The following is a 16,447-nucleotide window of genomic DNA, read 5'->3' as shown; positions in this document are numbered from 1 at the left end:
GGAACCAGGAGACAGCAACATGGCAATCCTCATTCGTGGCGGTACCGTAGTGGACGCCAACCGCACGTGGCGCGCAGACGTCCTGTGTCACGGCAGTGCGGCGGGCGGCACGATCGCACAGATCGGTCCCGACCTCGCGGCGCCCGCGGGTGCCACGGTGATCGATGCGGGCGGCCAGTATGTGATGCCCGGCGGCATCGATCCGCACACGCACATGGAGTTGCCGTTCATGGGCACGAAGGCTAGCGACGACTTCTATACCGGCACCGCCGCGGGTCTCTCGGGCGGTACGACGAGCATCATCGATTTCGTGATTCCGTCGCCGCACCAGCCACTGATGGCCGCCTTCAACGAGTGGCGCGGTTGGGCGGAGAAGGCCGCTGCGGACTACGGCTTTCACGTCGCGGTGACGTGGTGGGACGAGTCGGTGCATCGCGACATGGGCACGCTCGTGCATGAACACGGTGTGTCGAGCTTCAAGCACTTCATGGCGTACAAGAACGCGATCATGGCCGACGACGGCATTCTCGTGAACAGCTTCGCGCGTTCGCTGGAACTCGGCGCGCTGCCGACCGTCCACGCTGAAAACGGCGAACTTGTTTTCCGCCTGCAGAACGAACTGCTTGCGCGTGGTTTTACCGGACCGGAGGCGCATCCGTTGTCGCGGCCGCCTGAGGTGGAAGGCGAAGCGGCGAACCGTGCGATCCGCATTGCCCAGGTGCTCGGCGTGCCGGTCTATATCGTGCACGTGTCGGCGAAGGATGCACTCGATGCGATCGTGCGTGCTCGCAGCGAAGGGCATCGCGTGTTCGGCGAAGTGCTCGCCGGGCATCTGGTGATCGACGAAGCGGTGTATCGCGATCCCGACTGGACCCGCGCGGCAGCCCACGTGATGAGCCCGCCGTTTCGCTCGAAGGAGCATCGCGATGCGTTGTGGCACGGCTTGCAGGCCGGTCACCTGCACACCACGGCCACCGATCACTGCGTGTTCTGTGCGTCTCAGAAGGCGATGGGTCGCGACGATTTCACGCGGATTCCAAACGGCTGTGGCGGTGTCGAGGACCGCATGTCGGTGCTCTGGCATCACGGCGTCAATGCAGGCCGCCTGACACCGAACGAGTTCGTCCGCGTAACGTCGACGAACGCCGCGCAGATCTTCAATCTCTATCCGCGCAAAGGCGCAATCGAAGAGGGTTCGGACGCGGACATCGTCGTATGGGACCCGCAGGCGACAAAGACGATCTCGGTCAAGACGCACCACCAGAACGTCGACTTCAACGTGTTCGAAGGGATGCAGGTACAGGGGCTCGCAACGCATACCGTGACGCGCGGCGAACTCGCGTGGGCCGACGGCGATCTGCGTGCGCAGCGCGGTGCGGGTCGTTATCTGAAGCGGCCGCCGAACCCGGCGTATTTCGATGCGGTGCGCGTGGCTAACCGGCGCAAGGAAGTCGAACCGGTGGTGCGCGAGCGGCAAGCGGGGTGAAATCGTCGCGTTGTCGTGGCTGTGTCGTCTAAGGTGACGCAGTCACACGGGCCGCCTTGAACACGAGGCTCGGCGGCTGCCCGCTGATGTCGTTGATGTCGCCGATCTGGCGCATGCCGGCTTTTTCGAGCACACGGATCGATGCGGCGTTGCCCGGCGAGACGACGGCCAGCACATCGGCAGATACCTTGCGATGGGCGAAGTCGATCGCGTCCTGCGCAAATTCGGTGGCGAGGCCGCGGCCCCAGGCGGCCGTGGCGAACCGGTAACCGAGTTGCAGCCGCCCCGTGTAACCGCGCAACGGTCGCCAGAGCAAACCACCAAAGCCGATCACGGTATCGGGCGCGTTGGTTTCATGAATGGCCCAGTAGCCGAATCCATACTCGTCCCAGTGCGCGAGCCATGCGTCGAGACGCGCCCGCGCCGCGCCGATATCGCGCATCGGTCCAGCTGGATTGAAACGGCTGGTTGCCGGATCGCTGAAGATCGCGAGCACGGTGGCGGCGTCGTCGAGCGACGGTTTTCTCAGGCGCAGCCGGGCGGTATGTCTTTCCATGTGCAGGTTCGGATCTATCGAGTACAACGGGGTGCAAGCGGGTATTGACTCCTGTGCTGACAGTACTTGAGGCACCCGCAGGTGGATTATCGGCTGAAGGTCCAGAAATTGCTGGCTGGCCTGCAATGTCCGCCCCGACCCGGTATCGACCCCAGGCCCATGGTGTCGCAAGGTTCGAGTAAACTGTGCGGCGATGTTGACATTCCGTTCATGGGTTCGGCCAACCCAGCTCCCCGTCATGCAAGGAGGCCTTACCCGTGCATGCAGTCCCCCCGCTGGAAAGCAGTGCAGTCGGTTCCGCCCCTGCAGCCCCTGAAACCTCAGACGCCCTCGAGCGCGATCTGCGCCGGGTCGATATTCACCCCGATTTCTGGTACCCGCTGGCCTGGTCGCGTGAAGTCAAGCGCGGCAAGGCGCATGGCGTGCGCTTCGCTGGTGAACCGATCGTGCTCGTGCGCACCGAATCCGGCGCCGTGTTCGCCCTCGAAGACCGCTGCGCGCACCGTCAGGTGCCGCTGCACGGCGGCGTGGTCGACGGCGAATCGATTCGCTGCTGCTATCACGGCTGGACCTACGACTGCACCGGTCGCTGTATCGACGTCCCTTACCTCGGGCGCGAGCGTCTGCCGAACGGCGTGCGCTCATATCCGTGCCGCGAAGTGGAAGGACTGATCTTCGTCTTCCCTGGCAACGCCGCACTGGCCGATACCGTTGCGCTTCCCGTGATGAACGCCGCCAGCGATCCCAAGTACAAGACACGCCGCTTCGGCCGCGAAGTCGCGTGCCATTACTCGTTCATGCACGAGAACCTGATGGACATGAACCATCAGTTCCTGCATCGCAAGCAGATGGGGCAGATGCGCGCGCGCTCGCTCGGGCGGCGGCGCGGCGAAGGCTGGGTCGAAGTCGATTACACGTTCGCGCGGATGGAAGGCCAGCAGCCGGTTGGCGAGGCGATCATCTTCGGTCAGAGCCGGCAGGGTGCGTCGGGTAACGACAAGGACGTGATGACGATCCGCACCGAGTATCCGTACCAGACGTTGCGCATCGTTAACTCGTCGAAGACGGTCGTGATGGATCTGTGGATCGTCTATGTGCCGCTCGATGCCGAACAGCGCACGAATCGCACGTTCGGGTTGCTCTCCATACGCCGGCCGGGCGTCGGTGTGCTGCTCGATATCGCGTGGCCGCTGCTCGTGTGGTTCACCGAACGCATCTTCAAGGAAGACCGCTGGATCGTCGAGCGCGAGCAGGAAGCGCATGATCGCCAGGGCGCCGACTGGAATCACGAAGTGTTTCCGGTGATCAACGAACTGCGCTCGCTGCTGCGGGAAAGCGGCGTTGCGGAACGCGCTGCTGCGCCGACCGGGCCGTACCATCGACGCATTCCGATCGAGGTCGTCACGCAGACCCAGCATGAAGCGGGCGCGAGACCGGTTCTACGTACGGCTGCTACAGCAACCGAAGCGCTGCAAGCCACCGACGAATAGCCGCCATAGGCGAGCAACACGGGCGGGCCCGCAAAGTCCACGAAGCCCGGCACGAAACCCATAGCGCAGCGCACGACGACTCCGTGCGCTGCGCTCATCCCTCCTGCAGAACCTCCCGCTCCATCCCGCTCAGAATCGCGTACGAATCCCAACGCGCACCGCGGTCGACGAATTGCCCGTGCCCACGTAATTACCATTGACGAACACCGGCGCCGCACCCCCGCCGAGAAACACCGGCGCCGCACCGCCCGAGACACGCAGATACGTCGCGCTCGTATAGATATCGGTGCGCTTCGACAGTGCATAGTCGAGCAGCAGCGTCGCGTTCTGCCAGCGCTGATCCTCGAGCTTGCTGTACCAGTAGCCGGCAAGGAGGGTCGTGGCGGGCGTGAGCTGCAACACTTCGTTGATTTCGTAAGTCGGCATCGAGCCGTTGTCGTCGCGAACCCGGAAGTGGGTGTCCGTGAACAGGATGCGCGTGAGCGAGATGCCATAGGTATAACTCGCACCCGCACCGAACGTGCTCATGTTCGTCACGAGGACAGGCGCGGCGGGCAGGTCCGCAAACAGAGTGGTGCCGGCCTGGGTCGGCGCGTTCAGCCCCATGTCGTGGGTATTGGTGTACGCGAGACCGATATGCAGCGGGCCGTTGTCATAGCGCGCGCCAAACGCCATCACGCGCCCCGTGCCCGCCGATACCGACTGCGACGGAAACGCATACAACGCGCCCACCGTGAAGCCGTAAAAGCTCGGCGAGCGATACTTCACCGCGTTGTTGATATGCAGCGTACCGGCGAGGTGATCGAAGTCGCCGGGGTGCCACGAGTACTGGCCGGCATACTGGCCCATCGCGAACTGCGTGAGGTTGTCCCAGAAGAAGTCGTACTGCTTGCCGAACGTCAGCGTGCCGCGCCGGTTATCGGCGAGGCCGAGCCAGGCCTGGCGGCTAAACAGCACGCCCGACTGCACCATCGTGCCGCTGTACAGGTTAAAGCCGTTTTCGAGCGTGAAGATCGCCCGCGTTCCGCCGCCGAGATCTTCGGTACCTGTCAGGCCCCAGCGGTTGGACTGGATCGAGCCGTCGTTCGCAACAAACGCCGAGTGACCATTCAGGTTGCTGAAATACGTGAGCCCCGCGTCGATGATCCCGTACATCGTCACGCTGCTCTGCGCGTGAGCCGTCTGACCTGCGCATGCGGCGAACAACGCACTGCAAACAAGCATCTTCTTCATCGTGTCGTCTCCTTGAGTTTGAATTTTTTCTGGCAAAACGACGCCCCTCCCTTCGGCGAGGGATTTTTTGCAGAGCGTCGAGAAACTGCGTGAAGCGGGCGAAGCGGGCGCACATTGACGCGCGCCTCTGGGTCAACCGTCGAACCGGTACAGCACCGTATCCGCGCGGAAGCGTACTTCCGCGCTCAAGCTGTTGCTAACGAGCAGATAACGCTGACCGTCGGCGACGAACGTCGCGGCGTCGGTGCCGCCGGTGGTCGGAAAGGTGTCGGCGAGATCGAAGCCGTTGCCGTTCCAGCGATAGATCTGCGAAGTCAGTGAGGTATGCGGATCGTATGGTGTGCCGGTGATAAAACACACACGCACGAGGTAGCGGCCGTGCGCGCCGTCGATGAGTTTCAGCTCGCGTCCGCCGGCCTCGCCGAGTGTCTGCACCGGCTCGAACTGCGTACCGTCGAACCGGTACAGGCAGGTCGTGCCGGTCAGGTTCGCGTAGACCATCCACAGCGTGCCTGCGTCCTCGAAGAAGCAGAATGCGCGACCGCCGGTTTGATCGAAGCGTTGCAGCGGCTCGAAGCGCTCGCCCGTCCAGCGGTAGATCAGCGAGCCGTCCACGTGATCCGCATACGCGAGCAGATGCTGTGCACCGAAGCGAGCGAACGCCCAGTTGTAACCCCAGCGTCCATCGAACCTTTGGAATGGCACGAAGCGTTCGCCATCCCATTCGAACAGATACGATTCGCGCGGATGGCGCGGCACGACACCTTCAACGGTCACACCCTGCGCCAACGCGAGAAAGTGCCGCGCACCGAGCGTGAAGAAGCGCCACTGCTTGGCCGCGAAAACGGCAAAGCGCTGAAACGGTTGCCACTGCGTGCCGTCGTGTTCGTACAGCACCGCTTCGGTATCGAGCGAGTACGGACCGCGGCCGGAACGCACGCCACAGGTCGCCAGAAAATGGCGCGTGCCGAGCGTGAAGAATTCGACGTCTTCACCGCCCGGTAGCGGCAGCGTTGCGGCTTCGACAAAGCGGCCGGCTTCCCAGCGATAGATCAGCGCGTCCGTGTCGCTGTCGCCGCCATTCATCGCGGCCGGCTGGCCGGGAATGTCGAGCGCGAGCTGCGGTATCGCGAGGTGCAACGTGCCGTCGATCGTGAAGGTCTCGACGGCGCGCGCGCCACTTGTCGCGAGCGTTTGTACCGGAGCGAGCAGGCGCGACGCCGTTGCTGTCGAGGTTGCCATTGACTCAAGACTTTCCATTGCCCGGCTCTGCGTGGGTGATGGTGAACGGGGCTGCCGGTGCGCGCGTATCAATGTCCTCGCGTGGCCGCCACGCGGCGACGAGTGCGATGCCGAGTGAGGCACAGACGGCAAGCAGCGCGGCGATCACGAAGATCTGTTCGAGCGGCAGTTTCTGTGCGAGCAGGATGCCGCCGACCAGCGGTCCGATGATCGATCCCATCCGCCCGATCGCCATCGTCCAGCCGATGCCGGAGCCGCGAACCGGCGTCGGGTACAACCGGCTCGCGATGGCGGGCATCGTCAGCTGACCGCCGACAAGACATGCGCCGGCGAAAAACAGCACGCCGAACGCCGCATTGCCCGCACCGATCACACGGCCCAGCGCGAACACCACCACGGCGCCGCATGCGAACGAAATGATGACCGGCACGAACGGTCCGATGCGTCCGACGACGGCCGAAATCAGCAACGCACCGACGATCGCGCCCAGGTTCAGGACCACCGCGCCCAATGCGGCGCGATCCGGTGTGATGCCGTTGAGGTTGAGGATGGTCGGCATGAAGTTAACGAGAAAGCCGGTCAGTATCATGCTCGCCAGCAAGCCGAACCAGAGCGCGAGCGTCGGTGCGAGTCGGCCATCCGCGAGCAGATCGCCGACGAACGAACCGAATGCGCGGCCCGCAAGACTGCGCTGCGCGGAGGGCGCGGCAGCATCGGCGCGTGCGGCGGTGGTCGACGGAATCACGAGCAACACCGGCACGATCGCGGCGAGTGCGCAGGTGCCGCCCATCAGAAACACGAAGGGCCAGCCGAAGCGCATCATCAGCGCCGCGGTGATCGCACCACCTACCACTGCACCGAGCGGAAAGCCGATAAACATCAGGATGACCAGCGACGAGCGGCGCTGTGAAGCGCTGCTCTCCGCGGTGATCGCGGCGACCGCCGGAATCGCGCCGCCCATCCCGAGCCCGCCGAGAAAACGCAGCGTCGCAAGCGACGTTGCCGAACCGGCGAACGCACACGCCAGCGTAAAGAAACCCGTGACGGCGAGCGCCAACAGCAGCATCGGGCGGCGCCCGAAGCGGTCGGCGAGCGGACCGGCAATCAGCGAACCGAGCACCGTGCCGACAAAGCCCGCACCAAACACCCGGCCGAGCGCCGCGTGATCGATCTGCAGCGAATGCGCGAGTAGCGGCGCGACGAACGACAGCATCAGCGTGTCGAATCCGTCGATCATCGATACCGCGAAGCAGACCAGCGTGATCCGCACGACCGTTGCGGTCGGCAGGGCCGGTGCTGCACTGCGCGGGTTCAGCGATGCTGCGTCGAAATGGGTCATGGTGATGCGTCTCCGTGGCGGGCTTTCTATGTCGACCGGCTGCGTCGCCCTGCGTGCTGGTATGGTGCGGGGTCGTGTGTGATCACGTGCGTCAGTGCGGTGAGACCTCCGGAATCTCCGGATAGCGAACGTGCGTGAAGCCGGGAATCGTCACGTCGGCGGGCCGGTTACCGTTGTCGTGCAACTGGTCGATGATCAGGTCCGCGACGCAGTTCGACAGCAGTTGCGCCGGGTCCTCCATGATGCGACGCAGACGTGCGCTCATCGCATGGCGATCGTCGGGAGCGGCGAACCGCGGCATGCTCTCGGCGGCGGTTGGTTCGAAACGATAGCCCTCGTGATCGGGGAACAGCTCGCGCGCCACATCGATGCTCGCACGCGTGTTTTGCCATAGCGTGCGATAGGTCTGTTCGAGTGCCGCGAGACCGGCGGCGTCCGGCAGTTCGGCCACCGAGAACGACGGCGCGTGCGGCGCAATGAACAACCGCTCGGGCGGCAGCGCGCGGCCCGATGCACGCCAGATCAGATGACACATGTTGTTCGAGGCCCACGTGGCGCCCGCGGTCGGCCGTCCCGAGCGACCGCTAACGAGCACCATCGTGCGGCTCCAGTCGAGTGATTGCTCGCGCAACCAGTTGCCGATCCGGTAGACGATGTCCAGGAACGCGAGCCCGAAGGTCGCGAACATCACGTCGTTCATCGGCACCGGCAGCGCGTGTTCGTCGAGCGGTGCGAAGTAGCGGTCGCGTAGTGCGTCGAAGGTCATCAGGTCCGGTTCGCGCTGCGCGCGCTCGAGCATCTCGATCGATACGGCGCACGTGTAGTCGACCAGAGCGGTGAGCTTCGTTTCCTGTCCCGCAAGGCTGTGCACGGTGATGTCGTCGCGCCAGAGTTCAACCGAATTCGCTGCGCGTACGTGTGCCGCATGCACGGCGAGTTGCGCGGCGGCCTGGCGCCAACTGCTGTCGGCGGCGTCGCGCGTGGCCGGTGCGGCGAGTTCGCGCATGCGTGCCAGGTAGGCGAGCGCCAGCGGCAGATGCGATACCGCGGTCAGCTCGATAAAGCCGCGCGTCGACTTGCGAAAACTTTCGATCAGCGGGGCGCGGCCCGCGCCTGGAAACAGCACGATGTCCGAACCAGTCGATACGAGCAGCGGCGCATCGGCATCCCGCTCGTTCATCTGCTGCGTGAGCTGGTTGCCGATGCTGGCCGGGTCCGACGTGAATGCACGGAACAGGCCCGCAAATGCCGCATTCGGTTGATAGGTCATTGCTGTTTGCCCGGTCCCTGGAGTAAGTGGATGTGGGTTGCTCAGTGGTTGCTCAGTAATCGAACAGCCGCGCCGGATTGTCGGCGAGGATCATCTTGTGCACGGCAGGATCGGCGGTCCATGCGCCGAGCAGATTCAGCAACTCACCGCTGTCGCGCGTCGAATCGGGAATGTGCGGCCAGTCGGAACCCCAGATCACCTTGTGCGGCGCAGCCTCGATGATGCCGCGCGCCATCGGCGCTACCGCATCGTAACCGCGGTGCTTCGCAATCCGATAGGGCGCGCTTAGTTTCAGCCAGCAACTACCGGTTTTCAGCAACGCGAGCAGGCGTTCGAAGTCGGCGGGCGTGAGGCCGTCTTCCTCGAGCATGTAGCCCATGTGATCGATGACGAAGTCGGTTTCGACGTCGCCGAGAAACGGAATCAGGTTGCGCACGACCCAACCCGGCGCATAGAACTGCAGATGCCAGCCGAGGCCGGCGCAACGCTGCGCCATCCGCGAGATGTAGCGCTGGATTTCCGCGGTGGGTTGATTCGAGCGCGCGAACAGATCGAGACGCACGGCGCGCACACCGGCTGCGTGAAAGCGGGCCAGGGTTGCGTCGTCGGTGTCTTCTTCGATCATCACGACACCGCGTGCGCCCGGGCCGGCGACCTGCAGCGTGTCGAGCAGACAGCGGTTGTCGGTGCCGTAGAAGCTCGGTTGCACGATCACGAAGCGCTCGAGTGCAAGCACGTCCATCAGCTTCAGATAATGCGCGAGCGCGCCGTCGGGCAAGGTGTAATGCGGATGCGCGACGCAGGGGTACTGGTCGAGCGGTCCGAAGACGTGCATATGCGCGTCGCAGGCGTGAGCGGGCATTGCGAAGGCGGGGCGCGACAGCGTAGCGGGGTCGCGCATCGGTGTGGAGATCAGTGGGGTTTCTGCCATGACGAGTGAGTAGATCGCTTGGTTCGATTGAATGATGAGGGAGTAACGATGCAGTCGTACACGCTGCGTCAGGAAAGCGCAGCGCGACTGCTGTCGATACGTTGCCGCAACGCGCCGAGAAACAGGTCCGTGTCGATGCCCGCGAAGATGTAGCGCACCGCGCCCTCACGGCGCAGCGTGGTAAGCGCTTCGCCATCGGGCATGCCGCCGACCAGTGCGACCTTGCCGTGCCGATGCGCAGCAGCCATCACGCGACGGCACGCGTCGACGACCTCGGGATGCGTCGATTCGCCTGCATGGCCGAGATCGGCGCTGAGGTCGTTGCAGCCCAGACCGATCACGTCGACGCCGGGGACCGCGGCGATCGCGTCGGCGGCGTCCACACCAGCGCGGCTTTCGATCAGCACCTGGACCGCGGTGGCCTCGTTCAGGCGCTGGTTCAGTTCGCGTGCGTGTAGCTTTTCGAAATGGACGTAGGGGAGGGTGGCGAGTTGCGAGCGCTGGCCGAACGGCGGGAAGCGTGTCGCGGTGACCGCATCGCGTGCCTGGTCTGCGGTTTCGACGCGCGGCACGATGATGCCGAGCGCACCGCCGTCGAGCACCCGATTGATCGTGCCGTAGTCGCGTTCCGGCACGCGTACCCACGGCGACAGACCGATGTCGAGCGCGCATCCGCACATCTGCGCGACGGTGTCGACGGGCAGCGTGCTGTGTTCCATGTCGATCCAGACCGTGTGATAGCCCGCGACCTTTGCCCAGCGAATCACGTCGGTCGTGCGCGATGCGCGAATGCCGAGTGCATAGACTGGTTCACCCGCGCGCAGCCGTTCGGTGAGTTCGATGCCGTTCATCGTGTCTCCATCGTGTTTCGTGTTATCGGTGCGAACCAGTATCGCCCCGAAAACAGATTTGATTTATTCTCTAAAACCAGTTTATTGATTTGGAGAAAAAATCAATGAATCTCCGGCATCTCGAGTATTTCGCGGTTCTCGCCGAAGAACTGCATTTCAGGCGCAGCGCCGAACGGCTCGGCATCACGCAGGCGCCGCTGAGTCTCGCGATCCAGTCGCTGGAGACCGAACTCGGCGCGCGGTTGTTTCATCGCACGCGCCGCACGGTCGCGCTGACCGAAGCGGGGCTCTCGCTGTTCGACGATGTGCGCGGTGTGCTCGCGCGCCTCGAGATGGCGAAAGAAAATGTCTGGCAGACGGTGAGTGGTCAGGTGGGTCGCTTGCGGGTGGGGTTCACGAATGCGTCGTCGCTGTCGCCGTTTTTTCCACGGCTGATTCACGCGTACCGAACGAGTCGCCCTGGTGTGCAGATCGTGTTGCGCGAGCTGTCGTCGCTACAGCAGATCGAAGCGCTCGATACGCGTGAACTCGATGTCGGGTTGTTGCGGTTGCCACCGGAAGTGCCTGCTCCTGCACAGGACCTGGTGCTCGCGCCGCTGCTCGAGGAGCCGCTGCTGCTTGCGGTGCATGCGGGTCATCGGCTCGCGAAGAAGCGCACGGTGTGTATTGCCGATCTGCGTGGCGAGCCGTTTATTGCGTACCCGCGCCAGGCCGGTGTCGCGCTGTTTTCGCAGACGCTTGCGCTGTGCGAGAAGCGCGGCTTCACGCCCGATATCGTGCAGGAGGCGCAGCAGGCGTCGACGTTGATTGGTTTGACGGCGACAGGGCTTGGGGTGGCGCTGGTGCCGGCGTCGCTACGGGCTATCTCTGTGCCGGGCGTTGTGTTTCGTGAACTGGCGGATAGCGATACGACCGCTACGCTCTATATCGCGCATCGGCGGGGGGATGCGAATTCGCGGGCGGTGCAGTTTGCGGAGCTGGCACAAACGGTGCAGTAGGGCGGTATCGATCTGCGGCCATTCATTGATAGAACGATCGACGGTGAAAAAGCGCCAGGCCTGCCGAAATGCTTGTGCTGGCGTTCTATTCAGTCAAATACTATGCTGTTACAGGTTTCGGGTTGCTGCCGACGCTTATACACCGACTTTCGACAACGTCGTTCAACACAACCTCGCCTTAGGCACTCTGAGAAGAGCCCTCTCGCGACGCACGCTTCAAGGGCCGGGCTGCAACGCGGCACGGTGGAACTGACGAGTAACTCATCACTACGGTGGTCGCCCATGCATAGTCAAGCCATCAAATGTGTCTTGCTTCTCGTATGCGGGTGCCCGCTCGTTGCGACTACCTATGCCGCCGAATCGATCGGCACGGTCAAGACCGTCAAAGGGGCGGTACATATCGAGCGCACCGGGCAGAACATGGATGCTGCGATTGGCAGCGATGTGTTCGGCAGCGACCGCGTCGTGACGGGTCCCGCCTCCTCCGTCGGCATCACACTGCGCGATAACACGCTGCTCTCCGAAGGCTCCAACTCCGTACTCGAACTCAACAAGTTCGCATTCAACACCACCACCTACCAGGGGACGCTCGACGCCACCATCCGGCGCGGCTCGCTCGCCGTCGTGGATGGCGAGCTCGCAAAGGCGAACCCTGAATCGGTGCGCTACAGCACGCCGACCACTACGCTGGGCGTGCGCGGCACTGAATTCATTATCGAAGTCGGCGGCGAAAGCGGGAGCGGGCGTTGAAAGCGCCCATCTGGAGCGACTGGTCGAGACCGGCGGCGTTAATCATCGCAACCTGCCTTTGCGCGTGCAGCTCGACGCCGGACAAGATCACCTTGTTACCGGATCCGGGGGGCAGTGTCGGCGCTGTCGTCGTCAAGAGCATCAACAACACGCAGGTGATCGACACCGCCTATGCGCAGGCCAGTGTTGCGAAGAACGGCGCGATCGAAGTGACCGCGGGGAACCCGTCCGACGTGCAGGAACGCTACGGCGATCTGCTTGCCGCGCGCCCCCCGCGCCCCATGACGTTCACGATCAACTTTCTGTTCGACTCCGCTACCCAGCTGGCCCCGGATTCGGCGGCCACGGTCACGCAGCTGAAGACCGCGCTGGCAACGTGGCCCGCTCCCCACCTCACGGTGGTCGGTCATACCGATTCGCCGGGTTCCGTAGAGTTCAACGACAGGCTCTCGATGCGCCGCGCGCAGACTGTCGCCGCACTCCTCATCCAGGCCGGCATACCCGCGCGGCAAATCGAAACCGCCGGACGCGGCAAGCGCGAGCCGATCGTGCGCACGGCAGACGGCGTGCCGAGCCAGGTGAACCGCCGTGTCGTGATTACCATTCAGTGAGCCGGACCATGGCGCACCGCCCCGCGTGATCGTCGCCTCTTTTCCGCCGTCGACATGAAGCGCTATCTGAACACCGGGCTCATCTTCATCAGACGCATGCTCAGAGCGCACAAAGGGCGGCCCTGGGCGCTCGTCGTGCTGTTCACCCTGGTCCTGCTCGACCTGTGCGGCGAGTGGCCGATCAATGTGCCGCGTCCCGCCTTTCTCAATACGTTCAACGGTGTGCTGCCGGACGCCTTCGGTTCGGCGCGGCAACTGCTGTTCGACCACTACCAGCGCCGTTTCCCGCGCGTACCGACGACGCAGCCGGTGATCGTTGTCGAAATCGACGACAAGACGCTGGAAGCCGTCGGTCAATGGCCGTGGCCGCGCAACCGGCTGGCTACCCTCGTCGACGCGATCGCCGCACAGAAACCGCTTGCGATCGGCCTCGACATCTACATGCCGGAACTCGATCAAACCTCACCGGCGAGGGTGGCCGACAATCTGCCGCCCTCGGCGGCGGACATCGCCACCCAGTTGCGGACATTGCCGAGTCACGAGCGCATTCTTGCCACTTCGTTGCGCGCGGCGCCGTCCATCCTCGGCGCGGCTGCTTTCGATCACGCCACATCCACAACCAGTACTGATCTGCTGAGCACGCCGATCCTCGTGCATGGCCCGGACCCGACCGGCAAGATGCAGCGCTTTCAGTACGTGCTGGCGAGCCTGTCAGAGCTGCAGGGCGCGGCGCACGGCCAGGCGATGCTGAACGTGGCCCAGGACCAGGGCACAGTGCGCCGGATTCCGCTCATCATGGGTCTCGGTGACAAGATGGTTCCCGGCCTGCCGATCGAGATGCTGCGCGTTGCCATCGGCGCTCCCGCGGTGAACGTATATGCGGACGGGTCCGGCGTGCAGGCGGTGGGTGTCGGGGACCTGCGGGTTCCCACGCAGCCCGACGGCGACATCTGGCTATATTTCGCATCGATCCAGGCGACCCAGCAACGCTATGTGTCGGCAAGCGATGTCCTGCAAGGCAAGGTCAATGCGACGCGCTTTCGCAACAAGCTGGTGCTGGTGGGGCTGACAGGCACCGGCCTGACCGACACGCGCACCACAGCGCTGGGCGAGCTGGTGCCCGGCATCGAAATCCAGGCACAGTGTATCGAAACGATCTTCGAAGGCCGGCTCCTGAGCAGGCCAATCTGGCTTCAATGGGCGGAAATCGGCTTCATCGTCGGGTTCGGCCTGCTGCTCGTCTGGTACGTGCCGCACTCCGACTCGCGAATCGCGTTATTCGTCAACACGGTGCCGAAGGCGTCCGCGCTACTCGGCCTGTCGCTGAATCTGCTGACGCTTTCCGTCTGCATGGTGTTGTTCAAGTATTTCAACCTGCTGGCCGATGCGACGTCGGCCTTCATCATTCTTTCCGCGGTTATCGGCAGCTTTTTCTCCATCTCGGTGCTGGCCCAGGAGACGCGAAACCAGCCTGACGACAGCCAGGCCCACACGGCGCAGGATGACGTCCGCACGGGCAGCAACGCGGCTGACTAGCCTCCGGAGGCCGGAGCCGGTGTGCAAGACCAACGTCGTGTAGTCCGTTAACGGGGTATCGCTTCCCGAAACGCGCTAGGCGTTTTGCCTGTCCAGCGCTTGAATGCGCGCGTGAAATTGGCTGGATCGCCATACCCAAGTTCCGCGGCGATGCGCTCAAGCGAAAGGTGGTCCTTATAAAGCAAGGTGATGGCATCAAATCGTCGCGCATCTTCGAGCAATAGCCGGAAGCTCGTACCTAGTTCCGAGAGCCGGCGTTTGAAGGTTCGTCGCGACAGGTGTAATTGCGCGGCAACTTCGTCAGCTGTTGGATAGTGTCCTGACTCTGCGCGCAGCAGGGTACGTACACGAGCGGTGAAATTACCGCCATCCATCCCGAGCAATGTAATCTCGTACTCGCACTGCGCTATCGCTCGTGCGCGGGTGGCTGAGTCTGCTAGTGGGAGCTTGCGCAGAAGTGTCGCTACCGGCGTGCAAAACTGCAAAAACGGCGCGTTGTGTTTAACCACTGGCAGCTGTGTGGCGTATTTCGCGAAGTAGGGTGGCTCTGCATAGTTTAGCCATAGCTCACCTTCGTCGATCTTTTCGCGACCCAGGAGCCAGGCAGCAGAGCGAACCAGTCCTCCCATCAGTGCTTCGGAAAAAAAGCGGCGCAGAGGCAGCGGTATGGGTAGCGCAGTGATGTTGGGTCGCAAGTAGGCAAACGATTCATCCTGCGAGTAATCAAATGTCGCACGTCCCTGCATGAGCGCCATGTACTTCAATGCGAGCGCCAATGCATCGCCGCAGGTCTCGGAACTCATCATCGCCAGCCCTAATGGTCCGTGTGCTGTGGGAGGCGTTCGCATCGCCAGCTCGTAACCCAGGCCTTCGTCTTCGCAGCACTGCATCGCCGCGTGGGCGATAGCTGCATATTGTGTGACGGACACGCGCGCGTCTTCGTATTCGAGCTGTGCCATTTTCAGGCCCACACCCTCCAGCAAACCGTCGACGTCGCAGCCTCGTTCCCGAACGATCTGCATCAAAAGGCGGGGATAGGCCGCCGTCGTCGTACTTGCTCCGGGTGCAATCTGGATTGTCATGCCTGTCTCGCGTTGGCACAAAATGACAAGTATTTTGGCACGAACGCTGCTCACGCACCACCGACGGAATTCCTCATCATTGGCGCATCGATGCACCATGCGGAGACGCGCAATGAATGAGGTTCGGTGGGACGCAAACCAGATACCGGAACTACGGGGAAAAGTCGCATTGGTGACCGGGGCGAATAGCGGCCTCGGTTGGCACATTGCGTTGCAGCTCGCGACACATGGCGCACATGTGATCATGGCTTGTCGGGACAACACGAAAGCGATTCAAGCTGCGAACGCCATTCGATCGAGCGTACCGGACGCGCGTATCTCGCAGGTGCCACTCGATCTATCGAGTCTGGCCAGCGTTCGGGCTTGTGCGAAGCGCGTAATAAATGATCAATCGCGGCTGGACCTGCTGATCAACAACGCCGGGGTGATGTTTCTACCGTACGAGCGCACGGATGATGGCTTCGATATTCATATGGCAAGCAATCACCTCGGACATTTTCTTTTGACGGGGCTGTTGCTGGAACGCCTCGAGCGCACGGATGGAGCGCGCGTCGTCACGACGAGTAGTGGGTTCGCACGATTCGGAAGGTTGCCGACGGATAACCTGCATGGCAACGAGCGAACGTCCAGTTTTCACGCCTATTCCAATTCGAAACTGGCGAATCTGGCATTTTCCTGTGAGTTGGCAAGGCGGCTTGAGAAGGGCGGCTCCCGCGTAATAAGCCTGGCTGCGCATCCGGGATATGCGGCGACGAATCTGCAGTTCGGCGCGGCGAACAAGATGCGTTCGCCGATCAAAGCGGGTGTGCGCCGCCTGGCGATGCGAGTGTCCAACGCAGTGCTCGCACAGCACGCTCGCATGGGTGCGCTGTCGGCGTTATATGCCGCGACCGCGTCACGTGCAGCGAACGGCGAGTACATCGGTCCTGATGGGTGGATGGAACAGCGCGGCTATCCAACCCGGGCGCGAATTCCCGAGAAGGCATCGGATGGCCGACGAGCCGCTGAGTTCTGGGCGTTGTCGGAGCGCAGTGCCGATGTCAGGTACTGAGCCATGGATACCAACGTACGC

The 16,447-nt window shown here is 63.2% G+C and carries 15 protein-coding genes; 7 read left to right on the top strand and 8 right to left on the bottom strand.

What is annotated here, in order from left to right:
• The first annotated feature begins 19 nt into the window (after positions 1-19).
• Complete coding sequence (gene hydA / locus BWP39_RS03010) at positions 20-1,486, top strand: dihydropyrimidinase (RefSeq protein WP_096716889.1); 1,467 nt, start codon at positions 20-22, stop codon at positions 1,484-1,486.
• A gap of 28 nt (positions 1,487-1,514) precedes the next feature.
• On the opposite strand, the gene BWP39_RS03005 is transcribed toward hydA, so the two are convergent.
• Positions 1,515-2,042 (bottom strand): GNAT family N-acetyltransferase, encoded by a 528-nt coding sequence (locus tag BWP39_RS03005; protein ID WP_096716888.1) that lies wholly within the window; start codon positions 2,040-2,042, stop codon positions 1,515-1,517.
• A gap of 257 nt (positions 2,043-2,299) precedes the next feature.
• Here BWP39_RS03005 and BWP39_RS03000 point away from each other — a divergent pair, with 257 nt between their 5' ends.
• Complete coding sequence (locus BWP39_RS03000; protein ID WP_096716887.1) at positions 2,300-3,532, top strand: Rieske 2Fe-2S domain-containing protein; 1,233 nt, start codon at positions 2,300-2,302, stop codon at positions 3,530-3,532.
• 129 nt (positions 3,533-3,661) lie between these two features.
• Here the strand turns inward: BWP39_RS03000 and BWP39_RS02995 are convergent, their stop codons facing one another.
• The 6 genes from BWP39_RS02995 to BWP39_RS02970 all read right to left on the bottom strand — a co-directional run bounded on the left by BWP39_RS02995 (position 3,662) and on the right by BWP39_RS02970 (position 10,398).
• Entirely contained in the window at positions 3,662-4,765 is a 1,104-nt protein-coding gene (locus tag BWP39_RS02995) for a porin (RefSeq protein WP_096716886.1), read from the bottom strand.
• A 132-nt stretch (positions 4,766-4,897) separates the two neighbouring features.
• Positions 4,898-6,007: a hypothetical protein gene (locus BWP39_RS02990; RefSeq protein WP_096718483.1), complete on the bottom strand. Its 1,110-nt coding sequence runs from the start codon at positions 6,005-6,007 to the stop codon at positions 4,898-4,900.
• A gap of 4 nt (positions 6,008-6,011) precedes the next feature.
• Positions 6,012-7,346, bottom strand: coding sequence for an MFS transporter (locus BWP39_RS02985; protein ID WP_096716885.1), 1,335 nt, complete (start codon positions 7,344-7,346; stop codon positions 6,012-6,014).
• Between the two features lie 91 nt (positions 7,347-7,437).
• Positions 7,438-8,616: a DUF5624 domain-containing protein gene (locus BWP39_RS02980; RefSeq protein ID WP_096716884.1), complete on the bottom strand. Its 1,179-nt coding sequence runs from the start codon at positions 8,614-8,616 to the stop codon at positions 7,438-7,440.
• Between the two features lie 52 nt (positions 8,617-8,668).
• A complete protein-coding gene (locus BWP39_RS02975; RefSeq protein ID WP_170043827.1) occupies positions 8,669-9,547 on the bottom strand; it encodes an amidohydrolase family protein in 879 nt (292 codons plus the stop codon).
• Positions 9,548-9,615: 68 nt separating this feature from the next.
• Entirely contained in the window at positions 9,616-10,398 is a 783-nt protein-coding gene (locus BWP39_RS02970) for an HpcH/HpaI aldolase family protein (protein WP_096716883.1), read from the bottom strand.
• A gap of 104 nt (positions 10,399-10,502) precedes the next feature.
• Between BWP39_RS02970 and BWP39_RS02965 the strand changes: the two genes are divergently transcribed.
• The 4 genes from BWP39_RS02965 (at position 10,503) to BWP39_RS02950 (ending at position 14,293) form a co-directional block, all read left to right on the top strand.
• A complete protein-coding gene (locus BWP39_RS02965; protein WP_096716882.1) occupies positions 10,503-11,396 on the top strand; it encodes a LysR family transcriptional regulator in 894 nt (297 codons plus the stop codon).
• Positions 11,397-11,678: 282 nt separating this feature from the next.
• The gene (locus BWP39_RS02960; RefSeq protein ID WP_096716881.1) at positions 11,679-12,146 is read left to right on the top strand and encodes a FecR family protein; all 468 of its coding nucleotides are present in this window, start codon (positions 11,679-11,681) and stop codon (positions 12,144-12,146) included.
• Positions 12,143-12,757, top strand: coding sequence for an OmpA family protein (locus BWP39_RS02955; protein WP_096716880.1), 615 nt, complete (start codon positions 12,143-12,145; stop codon positions 12,755-12,757). The genes BWP39_RS02960 and BWP39_RS02955 overlap by 4 nt, the downstream gene beginning before the upstream one ends.
• A 54-nt stretch (positions 12,758-12,811) precedes the next feature.
• On the top strand, positions 12,812-14,293 hold the full coding sequence (locus BWP39_RS02950) for a CHASE2 domain-containing protein (RefSeq protein WP_096716879.1): 1,482 nt from the start codon (positions 12,812-12,814) through the stop codon (positions 14,291-14,293).
• A gap of 47 nt (positions 14,294-14,340) precedes the next feature.
• Here BWP39_RS02950 and BWP39_RS31380 read toward each other — a convergent pair whose 3' ends face one another.
• The gene (locus BWP39_RS31380) at positions 14,341-15,375 is read right to left on the bottom strand and encodes an AraC family transcriptional regulator (RefSeq protein WP_170043826.1); all 1,035 of its coding nucleotides are present in this window, start codon (positions 15,373-15,375) and stop codon (positions 14,341-14,343) included.
• 112 nt (positions 15,376-15,487) lie between these two features.
• Between BWP39_RS31380 and BWP39_RS02940 the strand changes: the two genes are divergently transcribed.
• Complete coding sequence (locus BWP39_RS02940; RefSeq protein ID WP_096716878.1) at positions 15,488-16,426, top strand: oxidoreductase; 939 nt, start codon at positions 15,488-15,490, stop codon at positions 16,424-16,426.
• Positions 16,427-16,447 lie beyond the last annotated feature (21 nt).

This window comes from Paraburkholderia acidicola, from assembly GCF_002362315.1.
GTDB classification, from domain to species: Bacteria; Pseudomonadota; Gammaproteobacteria; order Burkholderiales; family Burkholderiaceae; genus Paraburkholderia; species Paraburkholderia acidicola.
The sequence above is the reverse complement of the archived record's forward strand: the minus strand, read 5'-3'. Positions and strand labels throughout refer to the sequence as shown.

Coding starts and splice junctions, on each gene's coding strand:
- hydA (WP_096716889.1), top strand. CDS start 20: ATGGCAATCCTCATTCGTGGCGGTACCGTAGTGGACGCCAACCGCACG.
- BWP39_RS03005 (WP_096716888.1), bottom strand. CDS start 2,042: ATGGAAAGACATACCGCCCGGCTGCGCCTGAGAAAACCGTCGCTCGAC.
- BWP39_RS02995 (WP_096716886.1), bottom strand. CDS start 4,765: ATGAAGAAGATGCTTGTTTGCAGTGCGTTGTTCGCCGCATGCGCAGGT.
- BWP39_RS02990 (WP_096718483.1), bottom strand. CDS start 6,007: ATGGCAACCTCGACAGCAACGGCGTCGCGCCTGCTCGCTCCGGTACAA.
- BWP39_RS02985 (WP_096716885.1), bottom strand. CDS start 7,346: ATGACCCATTTCGACGCAGCATCGCTGAACCCGCGCAGTGCAGCACCG.
- BWP39_RS02980 (WP_096716884.1), bottom strand. CDS start 8,616: ATGACCTATCAACCGAATGCGGCATTTGCGGGCCTGTTCCGTGCATTC.
- BWP39_RS02975 (WP_170043827.1), bottom strand. CDS start 9,547: ATGGCAGAAACCCCACTGATCTCCACACCGATGCGCGACCCCGCTACG.
- BWP39_RS02970 (WP_096716883.1), bottom strand. CDS start 10,398: ATGAACGGCATCGAACTCACCGAACGGCTGCGCGCGGGTGAACCAGTC.
- BWP39_RS02965 (WP_096716882.1), top strand. CDS start 10,503: ATGAATCTCCGGCATCTCGAGTATTTCGCGGTTCTCGCCGAAGAACTG.
- BWP39_RS02960 (WP_096716881.1), top strand. CDS start 11,679: ATGCATAGTCAAGCCATCAAATGTGTCTTGCTTCTCGTATGCGGGTGC.
- BWP39_RS02950 (WP_096716879.1), top strand. CDS start 12,812: ATGAAGCGCTATCTGAACACCGGGCTCATCTTCATCAGACGCATGCTC.
- BWP39_RS31380 (WP_170043826.1), bottom strand. CDS start 15,375: ATGACAATCCAGATTGCACCCGGAGCAAGTACGACGACGGCGGCCTAT.
- BWP39_RS02940 (WP_096716878.1), top strand. CDS start 15,488: ATGAATGAGGTTCGGTGGGACGCAAACCAGATACCGGAACTACGGGGA.